Below are 12,131 nucleotides of genomic sequence, written 5' to 3' on the forward strand. Positions count from 1 at the left end.
TACCGAAGGAGGTTGACGGTCTAAATAGAAATTAGATAGATTTACCGATGATGAATAATGTGTTCAAAGCAAAAAATGATGAGAGGATATTGTACTTCTCAAGCTTTATTGTTTCTGATGTTTTTAGATAGAAGCAGCGTAACTCCGCTCTTCAATACTACAAAGTACAGACTGGATACCGTTGAAGAACGGAAGTTCCAGTTGAATTTCTTTCAATAGGTAAATTAAATGCATTTAAGTGAAAAGAGCTTATTAGGAATGGAAAAAGCAAAAAACCAGTCTTAACTGAGGTTTTTTAATGAAACCAAGCCAACACCAATGTCCCATTTCATAATTGTCTCCGTAAATACTTATAAATATTGAAGCCGAGAGGGATAGAATGAAGCATTATCATGCGAATGATATGACTAAGCATTATTAATGCAGGCTCTAGTCCAAGATAAATGGCAGCGACAGTCATAGACTCCACACTGCCCGGAACCCACGACATCAAGAGTACGATGAACTCCTTATCAATTAGCTTGCTGAATATATATGCAAAAACAACTGTGACTGTAAGACTTAACGTTGTAGCAATAATCCCAGCTCGCGCATAAGAGAAGATATCTACAACGGTTATATCTTTTAGACGAATCCCAATTAATGCCCCTAGAGCGGATGTTGCAATAAAAACAAGCTCTGTCGGGACAAGAAAGTTGTATGACGGTAACTCAGAGTTCACAAACATAGTTGCTAACATCCCAGTCACCATATACGGTGCTGGAGTACCAATTTTATCGAGAAGCAAACCTGAAAAGTAGGCGAGGAAAAGTGGGAGAAGTATCCAAAGGTTGTCTAAGGAAATAGCCGGCCCAGGAACTGGTGAATTGTCCGCTGAGACAAGAAGAGCGGAAGCTATGATTAAGAAAATGAGTCGAACTGTGTGAGTGAAAATCACTTTACTAGAAGGTGAATTGTGATTTTCATTAATGACAAGAACCGAGGCCATCGCTCCCGGGACCGCCCCAAGTAGGCTTTCATATTTTGACCATTTCTCTCGCTTAGAAAGCCAGAGATACGAGGTGAGAACTTGTGCGGACATACAAAGGACGAGTCCCACAAAAAGTAATATCGGATAACCCTTGGAAAGAGTCTGCATAGGGACGATTGAGCCCACTGTGGCACCAAGGATTAACTGTACTCCGGTCAATGTGCTTTTGGGAAGAGCTAGAGTAAACCCTGTTTTTACCGTTAACAAAAGAGCAATCAGGGCACCGAACATTACACCTAGTGGTATCTCGAAATATGTAAATAAGAGCGAGCCAACCAAAGCTATGAATGAGGCTAGATACATGTTTTGGTTTCCCCTTTTTTTAGCTTGAAGGATGACAATAAAGTGGAGATTTGGTTATTAATCATATCTATGTTATTGACTATGTAAAAATCACCACAAGTTATCCGCCCAAGAGCATACAAGCCCATTTGAATATCACCAGTTTCTGACTTAGCAGGATATCAAGTACCGGATTGCTTCTATCGAGTGAACGTTGTATTCCTGTAGCATTGATGATGAAATCAAAGAAGTACTCCTTTTCTATCTGTCTCTACACAATATTGACCATTGTCTAATCGTTGAGCAAAGTCACTGGCAAGGTAAGATGTATCAGTGCCCGGAATGGAAACCTGATGAGGAAGCTAGTTCCACCCTTGTAGGAGTGGAACTATGGTCGATAATTAAAATGGACAGCTCATATAATCCTGAAGGATTATCTTTTTGGGAGACATTTTGCAGACAGCAGCCTAATTGCCTCTAAAAATCAGTGCGCATGTAGTGCAACTAAACTTTGTGACACAACGAGTAAGACAAGAGTACGAAGAGATATTAATGATGTTAGTGGTCTTTATCATATATACCAATGTCTTTTTTTAAATGGTCAGAAAGGTGTCTCACATCGAGAGATGCATTTTTATTTTTTCCACTTTTAAAATTATACCTTTTAAATTTAATCCGCAGATAGCGTAAATAGTCTCTAAACTTCGATTTTTTTTGAATTGTTTTCACTGACTTTTCATTTTTCATAGCAACGCACTCTTTTTTATAAGAAAAACCATAATTTTAACGACCAAAATTAATTGAAATTAAGTATCTTTAAACCCAGAAGCTTCGTCTTCATGAGAAAGTTGATTTGATACTAATTATGTTTACTTTAGGGACTGCTGCTCCTTTTCTCTTCAGTGAAAATAGTTTTATTTGTCTTTCCATGAAGAATTCCCTTATTGTTTTGTTACTTATTGCCAGAGTAAGTAGATAGTTACTTATTATTTTATAAGTTAACACAAAGGCTAAGAGCTAATTATTTACATTTAATTTATATTCGTTAAGGGTTTATAATGAAAATCAGGATTAGATACTGTTCACGAAATGCCTCCAGTATATAAAAGGATATTTGATTGGTTTGATGCGATGGTGCGTTCTAGAATTTTTTCATTTCTAGCCTGTATTTTTGGGGTGAAAGTGCCCCTGTATAAGAGTAACTTGGCGTTAATGTAAAAACAGTGTGGTCAAATCTACACCCCAACCCCTTCCAATAGGGGCGTTTTTCATCGATAATTTAGCCTCTTAGTGAAAACAAAGACTAATTGGAAAGTGTTCCAAAAATGCCCCTGTATTTTCAATTTTTGACCACACCCTACGCCAGTATTGCCATTCAGTCGAAGGTGAACGTGATCGTGCTGAGTCGTCTTTTGGGGCATGCTGAAGCGGAAACGACGCTAAAGTATGCGCATTTGGGACGTGAGGACGTGTGTCAGGCGGCCTCTCATGTGTCGGGTGTACTCGTTAAGGGGATGCGCTCATGAAGTCACTGTTATTCACTTCTAAAGTGATTCAATCTCTTCATTCAAAAACTCGAACGTATACGGTGTGGGATACCAAAATTCCCGCGTTAGGGGTTAGAGTCTATGCCGATGATCGCCGTTTCTATGTGACTTATCTACCCATTCCCAATAAGACGTTAGCGGCCGTGGGACAATTCACCCTAAAACAAGCCAGACAACACGTGCAAGCTTTACAGTCTTCTTTTTTAGAAAAAGAGACGAAACCGATACGGTTAATTCGCTTTGATGCTTTGGTGAAAGAAGAATGGACGGATAAGGTCTGCAAGGGATGGAAACTGAGTACACAAGGGACAGCGTCGAGCGCCTTAAGAAGGCATTTGTTGCCCGAGTTTGGACGTTTTCCTGTCAGCCGTATTGATTCGTTTCATGTGCATCGTTGGTTTGATGAACTCAGCCAGAATTACGCAGGGGCTGCCAACCGTAATCTTGATGTGCTTCGTTCTATCTTCAAATATGCGGTGAAGCAAGGTTATTGCATGGAAAACCCTTGTGAGGGTCTCAAGCAAAGTCGCAAAAAAAAAGCTCAATCGTTTTTTGAGTTTGGATGAGTTAGCGCGATTGGATAAGGCATTAACTGTGGTCAGCCAGCAAGGTAATCTGGAAGCGTGCTGTTGTCAGGTGCTAAAACTGGTGCTGTTAACGGGGTGTCGAATTTCAGAGGTAACAGGCCTACAATGGTCTTTTGTTAAAGGCAGGGAGTGGCACTTGCCGGACAGCAAAACGGGTGCGAAGGTGGTGTATGTGGGCAAGGAAGCGCAGAAACTCCTTTCAGACATACCAAAGCAAGCATGGACACAGCGTAGCGAATCACACGATGATGTGTTTATGCCTTTGCGTCGTTTTGTGAGTCGGTCGACTAAGGTTAGTATGGTCTGGCAACAGGTGCGAGCCTTAGCCCATATCGAGGATGTTCGCATTCACGATTTGCGTCATACCTTTGCCAGTTATGCGGTGTTAGAGGGGTTCCCTATTCCGATGGTGTCGAAACTGTTGGGTCACACGCGTATTTCATCCACGCTTCGTTATGCTCACGTGGATGATGTGCAAGTATCGCAATCTGCTGAGGCGATAGGGGAAGTTATTAGTGGAATATTATCAGGCCAGCTTGTGAATAACCCTAAAACTCGAAAAGTGAGAGCCTCCAAACCTAAGCCGACGAAATCTCCCCCTAAACGCAGAGGAAGACCTATCAAAGTAATACCGGAACTGACCGAGAAGGAGGTTGAACGGTTTAGATATGAAGTGGATTTTTGGGAATGGTGATTAAAATATCTGTCGGAATAACATAAGTACATCAAATTTTAAGATTAGGTTTTTTGGTGAAGTTTGTGTTTTGGGGAGTCACACTTGGAGTTCTGTGAATAAGTGTACGCGAGAACTAACGCTTTTCTCTAAATATTAATTATTAATTATTAATTATTAATTTTAGGCCATTCGATAAAGACTGATAGGTTCGACGCTCTTTGTTTAACATCATAGGGTAGGCAGCTAATCAATGGACAAGAGTAAAGGATTGACGAGAGAGCAAATAAGGTCTTTTCGCCGAGATGGTTATTTAGGACCATTACCGAGGTTCGCAAATGTCGAATTAATTCAAGATGTTTTAACGGAAGTTAGGGAGATAGCTCAAAGCCCAGAGCCGCATCCCCTGTATGGTCGTTATTCTGTCAGGGATTGGCATTTAGTATCGACGAAAATTAAAGAGTTGCTCACAGATTCAGCTTTGATCCCAAAGCTACAGTCTCTGATTGGAGACGATTTAGCTCTTTGGCGCTCAAAAATTTTTCACAAGAAATCTGGAGAAAACGGTACAGGTTGGCACCAAGAGTGGGGAGATTTCGATGGTGAAGAAATTGGCAATAATAAGCCTAGTTTAAGGCCTAAACATGAAAGGCGGGATCGTTGGTGGAATTTAACTGTTTGGGTCGCCCTTACTGATGTTGAGCTTGATTGCGCTCCGTTGCGTTTCATTCGTGGTTCACATAAAAAACAATATCCTAAAACCATGGTTCCAATGACAGAATCTGAGTTTTGGCATGATCCATTTATTGACTGTAAAACAATCGAAGATGTTGTCGAAAGGGCGAACAATTACACACTAGTATTGGACGTTGATACCAGTGGGCTTTTTGAAAATTATCAAATTAGTGGGAAATCATTCGAGGATGTTAAAGCCTATGTTCGAGCTGAACTTGCAAAATTACCTGCAAAAAGAACATTGGGTGTAGACGAGAGCCAAGAAGATATAGTGACGATCCCTATGAAAAAAGGGGAATTTGTTATTTTCACGGAAAGAACCATGCATGGTTCTCTTCCTAATACATCTTATAATGACCGGTTTGGCATTAATTTTAGAGTAACGGCAACGGATACGGAAATTTATCCATTTCGACACTTGGGCGACTTTATTGATGGCTCAAACATAGATATCACAAGACATTCGAGCTTACTGCTCTGTGGTAAGGATCTGTCTAACACACGTAACAGTTATACGTGAGAAGGGAGGTTAGAAAGTGATTATCAGCAAACAAATGCATGACATGAATATTCTGAATGATGCTTCTGCCTTACTTGGGTGTTCGACTTCTGAAGAGCTCTATCAAAAATTAAGAGCTTTAATAGAGCGACACGAGACTGTGAGAGTGAAGACAGGAATAAACCTTTTGGCAGCAGAAGGCCCTATGAGTTTACAAGCTCGGGGACTACTAAGTTGTGACTTGGGGTCTAGAGCCTCAGGCGGTTCTATTGGGCGAAATAACCGCTTTTTTACGGGGCTTGATCAAGCTGATGAAATAGAAGCACTTTGCATAGTATTACTTAAGGAATTATTTGAATGCAATCATGCAGACCCTAGGCTTTTAGGAGGGCTTCATGCTAATACGGTTGTCTATGCAGTTCTCAAAAACCATTTCAACGTATCAGATATGTCCACCCTCAATACATTTTATGGTGGTAACTCAAGTAACCATAGTTTAGGCCCCCCGGGGATCTTGAACTATTCCATTTCAGATCTTCCTGTGGATCCGAATACCCTCGAAATTGACTTAAACGCCTTTGAATACATGGCTAAGTTTAGACACCCGAAATTAGTGAGTTTAGGGGCAGGTCTCAACCTTTTTCCCTTTCCTGTAAAAGAGATAAAAGACATTATTTCTCGTTGGGGAGGGATGTTACTTTTTGATGGCTCACATCAAGCAGGGTTGATTGCTGGTGGAGTTTATCCAAACCCTCTGTCTTTGGGAGCTGATATCTACACTGCATCGACAGGAAAGACGTTTAGTGGTCCTCAGGGAGGAGTAATTTGTTGGAATTCGGAAAAGTTTTCTTCTCCGATTAGCACGACTATATTCCCAAAGCTAACTGGTTCACATCAACTTAATCGAATTGCTGCCCTGACGGTCTCATGCTTAGAATTAAAGGAATATGGCCTTGAATATATGGCTCAAGGGATACTTAATGCTAGGCAACTTGCTAGTAATTTACAGGCGCACGGGTTGGAGGTGCTCTGTTCTGATGAAGGCTTTACTGAAACTCATCAAGTTGTTGTGAAATGGACTCGAGAAGAAGGTGCGCGTTTAGCATGCTACCGTCTAGCTGATGTTGGGGTTTTTGCTAATGCAGTCCCACTTCCTGAAGATAGAGAGTTGTTATCTGGGATACGTTTTGGTGCAACAGAAATTACTCGATTAGGGGTTACACAAAGTCAAATAGTTGTTTTAGCTGAGGTAATCGCAGGCGTTCTACAAGGTAATTACAATTTGAAGGAGGCGCGTAATGTAGTAAGTGAGTTAGCCTCAACATTTTCTGGCTTTAAATATAGCTTGGAGGGTGGACAATGATTTCAATTACAGAACTGTTTACTTACTTATTTGTTACGTTGCTATATGCGTTTATGCCCGGTCCTGCAATGCTTTACAGTATTGCTCAAGCTGTGTCAGGAGGGAAGAAAGTAGGAATTATGGCAGCTTTTGGCCTTCATATAGGAGGTTATTTTCATGTAATTTTAGCTGTATTAGGTTTGTCTTCTGTGCTTTTAGCTAATCCTTCTCTCTATTCTGCCATTCAAAAGCTAGGAGCTCTCTATCTTGTTTGGTTGGGTTTCCAACGTATCTATCTATCAAAAAAATTACGTATTACTTCTTGTGAAAGCAATCTTACCTCTCCTAAAAGAACGTTTATTGATAGTGTCATTGTAGATATTCTGAACCCTAAAGCCGCAATTTTCTATCTTGCTTTTCTCCCACAGTTTGTGAATGAAGCAGGAAGTGTTGCTGTTTGGCTCCAACTGCTTATTTTGGGAGTTGTTACGAATTTATTGTTTAGTAGTGCTGATCTGTTAAGTGTTTTGATGGCGAGTCATCTACAGAAAAAGTTTCAAGCAAGAAGTAACTGGGTTGATTTTTTCTCAAGGTGGTCTGGTAGTATTTTTATACTGTTAGGTGTTATGGCCTTGGTAAACTCCTCGTACAATTAGGGGAAGGGACACACTTCTCGGATTTTTAATTCAAGTTGATTTACGATGTAATGACTTAGGTTAGACGGTAGTGTTACTCGTTACTTAATTCGGAGTTAGCTGCCACTCATGTTGTGAGGAGGAGTGATAAATGGAATATCCACTTATAGGAGCATGTCAGTGCGGGCAAGTGACCTATGACTTGTATGAAAAACCACTAATGGTCTTTGCTTGTCACTGTACAGAGTGCCAAAAACTGTCTACCAGCCCATTTAGCATTACAGCAGTTGTCGATGCCGAGAAAATAGAGTTTTCTGGTCAACTGAAAACTTGGGAACGTTTAGCTGATAGTGGCAATCGTAATTGCGCGATGTTCTGTCCAAATTGTGGAAACAGAATTTACCATTTCAATCCAGATGCACCGCAAACGGTTAAATTAAAGTTAAAACCAACTGATATGTCGGCAGCTGATATTTTCGAACCTCAAGCACATGTTTGGGTTAGTGAAAAACTAGATTGGTACCAAATACCAACTAATGTAAAGGTTTTCCCTGAGCAGCCGGGGTAGCGGTGAGCAAGTGTTTAAGATATTAAAATACTTGTTCTAATCTATTGAGGTTTAGGGAGTTTCATTGCATTAACTTACTTTTGGCCAGAACTTTCATAGGTTGAATCTTTATCTGTGGCACTTTCTAACTCGAAAGTGCCCCATTATTGGCTAGACCTTTTACTCATTCACACCCTGTTCATGGGTTTTTACCATATTAAAACTTATCCACTCTTCTCATACTGTTAATCCCCGTGATGTTTCACGGGGGTAGATTCCACCTTTCTTTCAGCGTTAGCTACCTTAAGTTCTTTTTCAATCAGTTTGTAGGTGTTTGAGGGGTATAAAAAAAGCCTCGCGCTTGGCGAGGCTTTGGTTATCTAAATGTTCTGGATGCATCTCGATAAAAGTTTTCATGACTGCCCAACGCCATTAAGGTCAGGACTAACGTCCCGTATTCATCGTAGTTGTACCCAAGCAAGGTGAGCTGCTTGTTCATCTTAAACTTGTGCACCCTAAGAAAAGACAAATCGCCTTTCTTCATCACGCCAATAAAAGGGTTTTCTATAACCTCTTTCACTGTTTTATCTAGATCTTGTTTTTGGTTTTTGTGTAGCTTTTTTACTGTCTTGGCAAATGTCGTAGTTTGCTCAATCTTTGTTACTTTCGCTAAATTCATAAGAGGTCGTATTCCCGTGCTCTAATTCGGCTTTAGCGATGATTGCCTGCAGTACGAACTCGTAGGTTAAGTCAGGGTTATCCTCCATGATCTTGCCTATTTTCGCCCAATGCTCAATTTGCTTGGGGGTCGTTCGATTTAAAGCTGTTCCAATGGTTGCAGCTCTATCTACTAGGCTCTCATCAAGTCTAACGCTTGTAGTAGCCATATGTATTACCTTGGTCATTTGTTTGTTGATGTCAATTGTAGCGCATTGCATCATATGTGGCAACTTGCAACAAAAGCCCTGCTAGTGGGCTTTTTCACTTCTCATAAGTGACAATGAACTTAACCTCTAAGGTCGTGCTCTTCTGATGGCTCCTCCATACCGGAGATAATGCATCATTTACTAAATTAGAAAAAGCTTCTGTCCAAAGGTGTGCCATGAAACTCGAAAATGCCCCATTAGAAGTTACGACCGATTGATTACTCATTTCAGAAACCTGTGATTTGGCTTACTTTTCCTTATGCAAACCACATCTACTGTATTGATATAAGTGTAACGGACCTAGGTATATTAATGTAACGCCAGTCTCTATAGCGGCAACTTGGTCGGCTCAAGGGTGGTATGGGACTCGTTGCACTTGGCGTTAATCTCTTATATTTTAGTAACTTAAAATTTATGATCAAGGAGTAGACAATGAAGTTGAAAATAAGGGAAGCTTTACCAATATGTGCCATCATGTTGCTAACGGCATGTGGTGGTGACTCTGATAGTGCCGATGATGTAAATGCAGCAACACCAATCAATTCACCTACAGATGCTTTAAGTCAGTTAGTTTCGTCAGGAACGTACCCAGACTTAGACACTAGTGATTCGCTTACAGGTTCAGTCACCAATAACGAAGCCATTCGAGACGATATATTGGCATATATTGAAGCGGCTAACTTATCAGCAAGTCAAAAGACACAAGTTAAGAGTATTGCCAGAACTATCCAAGAAGCTGTCCTTGTTGATCATTCTGATATCGATGCAGTCCTCCAAGTTGATGAAGAGTCTACTGTAGCTATCGGTTGCTTGAGTTTAGCTTTTGATAACCCTGCCGATGCACATCAAATTCTAAAAGCGATAGAACATTACACAGCAAACACTCGTGAGCGCGCAGCGGCATATTCAGCGTTCAATGAAGCTCTTGATGGCACTGTGACGCGCCTACCATCTAATATCGATTGCGTGGAATGATGTATGAAAAAAATTATTATAACCGCTTTAGCTGCGTCAATCTCTTTCAATGTAAGTTCTGCAACAGTTTGTGAAGTACCAGGGTATGTCGTTGGCTTTTTTAATGGAGTGTGGAATACAAAAAATGAAGCGAAATTAGCGACATTTGAATTCCAAAAGCAAATTGGAAATGAGTACAATTCAGAGCCTGTAGCATACGAGACTTTTTATAACGTAACTGGTTCATCGGTTAGTGCATCAGCGTTTCAAGATATAGCAGAAGTATTTATTCAGCGAGCGGAAGAAATAGACCCCGATCTCGGCGGTAGATTTGATATCTTTTGGTCAGCAATTACTGGTGGTGGAGCTGATGGTTTCTTAGATAAAGTCTACAATATTGTCAGCGCCCCTAGTGACTTGGTGTTGGGGCTACTTACTGAGCTTTACGACTGGGCATCATCCCAAACAGTTGCACTTGTTAGTCATTTGTTTTCTTCACCGCCAACAGCAAGCGATTACGCTCGTCATAACACGAGGATTCAGACGTTAGGCACACAGGGCGCAAAAATGCTGTTTATCGCCCACTCCCAAGGTAATCTTTTTGCTAATAATGCCTACAACGCAGCATTGGAATTGGATAACCTAGATGAATCTAATCTTGGGGTAGTCCACATTGCACCAGCTTCACCACAACTGAATGGACCTTATACACTAGCCGATCTCGATTTGGTGATAAATGGTTTAAGAGCTGTAGGGACAGTGCCCGATACAAATGTCTCGATACCAGTCAGCCATTTAGAGGTTGATCCATCTGGTCACACTCTCATACAAACCTATTTAAATACTTCTTTACAACCAGCTGGAATGATAAGAAACGATCTCCAATCGGAGCTGGCGTCATTACAAACTCCTGAAGCAATCGCTTCTACAGGGTCGTTCACAGCAACACTCAGTTGGAATGGTCTAGGTGATGTTGATTTGCATACGTTTGAACCCAATGGGATGCAGGTGTACTACCAAAATAGGGTAGGTAACGTTGGTGAGTTAGATGTTGATAACACCAGCGGCTATGGGCCAGAGCATTACTTCGCCACTTGTGACAGAGACAGCCTCGAACTCGGGGTATATAGTATCGGTGTGAATAACTACGCTCGTGCAGAAGGTCGAATTGCAACTGTTCAAATATCGACAGGTAGTATTTCGGATGTTCTAACTAAGTCAGTTACACTTGGGGAAGCTCAAGGTTCATCAGAGAATGCCAACCCATTACACATGATGAATGTTGTGGTTTCTGAAAACGACAGTGGTGGCATTGAAATAGGGGCTTTCTAGTAACCTTAAAGGGCCGTTTACCTATAGTAATATAATCTGATAGCCCTACTAAAACATCATTTGATGTTTTAGTAGGGCATTGCGTTTGGTCTACCAATTTCCGATACATTGTATGATTCGGAGTAGTAAATTTTGTCCGAACGACTTAGTCGCCAATCTGAACGTAACTCGGAAATGTCCAGAGGCTTCATAGACCTGAAGTTTTACTCGTCGTCGCGACTCAAGGCGAGTTCCAATGATATATTTTGTAACTGCAAGCAATTAGCTTTGTCGATAAGAGCTGATAACAAAGAGAGCCAAAGCTGACTAAATTGATTAACCAATAACTTTCAATGTTTTTGGTTATAGTATGTGTAATACAAATCCCAATAATACTTGAGTTATTTCAAATGAAACAAGAAGTACATAGGTTTGAGCTATCAATAAATAGCACTATCTCTGAAGTCTATGGCCACTTTACTAAGGCAAATAGTGACCAAAGCCTCGATAGAATGTTTGAAGGTCTTCAAAAAAAACTCAGGAAAATTACCTGCTCAGTGAGAGAGAGGGAGTGTACTCTCATTAATGTGTACATTGCATACGGCAGAAGACAAGAGGACTTTGATGGTAGAGGGAAGACTTGTAATTCTTTTCCTACAAGGAGAATCGAAAGTATAATGAACACCCATTCTAACCTTTCGCCAGAAGACCTGCTAGGTGAGGCTTTACGATCTTTAGAGCACTGAGCTGGAACTTTAACGTTTTCTAGATTAGCGCATGATAGCTGAAAATATGAGCAAAAAAATTAAGAGTAATTACACCATGACAATGCGATAGAGTCAGACCATGCTCTAATCAAAAAGCTCATCGAAGCGATTCAAGGTCTTTAAAGGTTACGGATATTGAACAAGAGTCAATTTGATTTTTGGTTAAGCCGTGACCGGGCAGAGGTGAGAGTGCACGAGGGATCAGCGTTTTTGAATGAACTCTTCAATACATTTACAGTTTAAGTATAAAATGAGGCGGCCAAATAGCCGTCCCAGACACACCATCTGACTTGTTT

The 12,131-nt window shown here is 40.8% G+C and carries 12 protein-coding genes and 1 pseudogene; 9 read left to right on the forward strand and 4 right to left on the reverse strand.

The features are described 5' to 3' along the window. Window positions 1-328: 328 nt before the first annotated feature. A complete protein-coding gene (locus AB6E54_RS21430) occupies window positions 329-1,333 on the reverse strand; it encodes an AbrB family transcriptional regulator (RefSeq protein WP_371997469.1) in 1,005 nt (334 codons plus the stop codon). 537 nt (window positions 1,334-1,870) lie between these two features. Beyond that, on the reverse strand, window positions 1,871-2,059 hold the full coding sequence (locus AB6E54_RS21435; RefSeq protein WP_017101218.1) for a hypothetical protein: 189 nt from the start codon (window positions 2,057-2,059) through the stop codon (window positions 1,871-1,873). A 775-nt stretch (window positions 2,060-2,834) separates the two neighbouring features. Here AB6E54_RS21435 and AB6E54_RS21440 point away from each other — a divergent pair. The 6 genes from AB6E54_RS21440 to AB6E54_RS21465 all read left to right on the forward strand — a co-directional run bounded on the left by AB6E54_RS21440 (window position 2,835) and on the right by AB6E54_RS21465 (window position 7,898). Then, complete coding sequence (locus tag AB6E54_RS21440) at window positions 2,835-3,425, forward strand: phage integrase central domain-containing protein (RefSeq protein WP_229648402.1); 591 nt, start codon at window positions 2,835-2,837, stop codon at window positions 3,423-3,425. A 10-nt stretch (window positions 3,426-3,435) separates the two neighbouring features. Next, complete coding sequence (locus tag AB6E54_RS21445) at window positions 3,436-4,140, forward strand: site-specific integrase (RefSeq protein WP_229648403.1); 705 nt, start codon at window positions 3,436-3,438, stop codon at window positions 4,138-4,140. 232 nt (window positions 4,141-4,372) lie between these two features. After that, window positions 4,373-5,374 (forward strand): phytanoyl-CoA dioxygenase family protein, encoded by a 1,002-nt coding sequence (locus AB6E54_RS21450; protein ID WP_371997466.1) that lies wholly within the window; start codon window positions 4,373-4,375, stop codon window positions 5,372-5,374. Window positions 5,375-5,390: 16 nt separating this feature from the next. After that, the gene (locus AB6E54_RS21455; RefSeq protein WP_372106996.1) at window positions 5,391-6,716 is read left to right on the forward strand and encodes a serine hydroxymethyltransferase; all 1,326 of its coding nucleotides are present in this window, start codon (window positions 5,391-5,393) and stop codon (window positions 6,714-6,716) included. After that, entirely contained in the window at window positions 6,713-7,351 is a 639-nt protein-coding gene (locus AB6E54_RS21460; RefSeq protein WP_017102638.1) for a LysE family translocator, read from the forward strand. Before AB6E54_RS21455 ends, AB6E54_RS21460 begins: the two co-directional genes overlap by 4 nt. Before the next feature lie 130 nt (window positions 7,352-7,481). After that, on the forward strand, window positions 7,482-7,898 hold the full coding sequence (locus tag AB6E54_RS21465) for a GFA family protein (RefSeq protein ID WP_017102639.1): 417 nt from the start codon (window positions 7,482-7,484) through the stop codon (window positions 7,896-7,898). A gap of 355 nt (window positions 7,899-8,253) precedes the next feature. Here AB6E54_RS21465 and AB6E54_RS21470 read toward each other — a convergent pair whose 3' ends face one another. Beyond that, the gene (locus AB6E54_RS21470) at window positions 8,254-8,556 is read right to left on the reverse strand and encodes a type II toxin-antitoxin system RelE/ParE family toxin (RefSeq protein ID WP_102560971.1); all 303 of its coding nucleotides are present in this window, start codon (window positions 8,554-8,556) and stop codon (window positions 8,254-8,256) included. After that, the gene (locus AB6E54_RS21475; protein ID WP_017100443.1) at window positions 8,528-8,764 is read right to left on the reverse strand and encodes a TA system antitoxin ParD family protein; all 237 of its coding nucleotides are present in this window, start codon (window positions 8,762-8,764) and stop codon (window positions 8,528-8,530) included. The genes AB6E54_RS21470 and AB6E54_RS21475 overlap by 29 nt, the downstream gene beginning before the upstream one ends. Before the next feature lie 471 nt (window positions 8,765-9,235). On the opposite strand from AB6E54_RS21475, the gene AB6E54_RS21480 reads away from it, so the two are divergent. From AB6E54_RS21480 to AB6E54_RS21490, 3 genes and pseudogenes are all read left to right on the forward strand, one after another. Beyond that, window positions 9,236-9,778, forward strand: a complete 543-nt coding sequence (locus AB6E54_RS21480; RefSeq protein ID WP_017100441.1) for a hypothetical protein — start codon at window positions 9,236-9,238, stop codon at window positions 9,776-9,778. A gap of 3 nt (window positions 9,779-9,781) precedes the next feature. Next, window positions 9,782-11,089, forward strand: coding sequence for a YfaP family protein (locus AB6E54_RS21485; protein WP_229648405.1), 1,308 nt, complete (start codon window positions 9,782-9,784; stop codon window positions 11,087-11,089). A gap of 803 nt (window positions 11,090-11,892) precedes the next feature. Continuing rightward, a pseudogene (locus tag AB6E54_RS21490) lies at window positions 11,893-12,078 on the forward strand (IS6 family transposase); the annotation flags it as partial. Window positions 12,079-12,131 lie beyond the last annotated feature (53 nt).

Origin of the sequence: Vibrio sp. 10N.247.311.49, assembly GCF_041467655.1 — a bacterium.
GTDB lineage: Bacteria > Pseudomonadota > Gammaproteobacteria > Enterobacterales > Vibrionaceae > Vibrio > Vibrio crassostreae_C.

Excerpts from the sequence above, each read along its gene's own strand:
- AB6E54_RS21480 (WP_017100441.1), top strand. The coding sequence starts at position 9,236 with ATGAAGTTGAAAATAAGGGAAGCTTTACCAATATGTGCCATCATGTTG.
- AB6E54_RS21475 (WP_017100443.1), bottom strand. The coding sequence starts at position 8,764 with ATGGCTACTACAAGCGTTAGACTTGATGAGAGCCTAGTAGATAGAGCT.
- AB6E54_RS21435 (WP_017101218.1), bottom strand. The coding sequence starts at position 2,059 with ATGAAAAATGAAAAGTCAGTGAAAACAATTCAAAAAAAATCGAAGTTT.
- AB6E54_RS21485 (WP_229648405.1), top strand. The coding sequence starts at position 9,782 with ATGAAAAAAATTATTATAACCGCTTTAGCTGCGTCAATCTCTTTCAAT.
- AB6E54_RS21465 (WP_017102639.1), top strand. The coding sequence starts at position 7,482 with ATGGAATATCCACTTATAGGAGCATGTCAGTGCGGGCAAGTGACCTAT.
- AB6E54_RS21450 (WP_371997466.1), top strand. The coding sequence starts at position 4,373 with ATGGACAAGAGTAAAGGATTGACGAGAGAGCAAATAAGGTCTTTTCGC.
- AB6E54_RS21470 (WP_102560971.1), bottom strand. The coding sequence starts at position 8,556 with ATGAATTTAGCGAAAGTAACAAAGATTGAGCAAACTACGACATTTGCC.
- AB6E54_RS21460 (WP_017102638.1), top strand. The coding sequence starts at position 6,713 with ATGATTTCAATTACAGAACTGTTTACTTACTTATTTGTTACGTTGCTA.
- AB6E54_RS21440 (WP_229648402.1), top strand. The coding sequence starts at position 2,835 with ATGAAGTCACTGTTATTCACTTCTAAAGTGATTCAATCTCTTCATTCA.
- AB6E54_RS21430 (WP_371997469.1), bottom strand. The coding sequence starts at position 1,333 with ATGTATCTAGCCTCATTCATAGCTTTGGTTGGCTCGCTCTTATTTACA.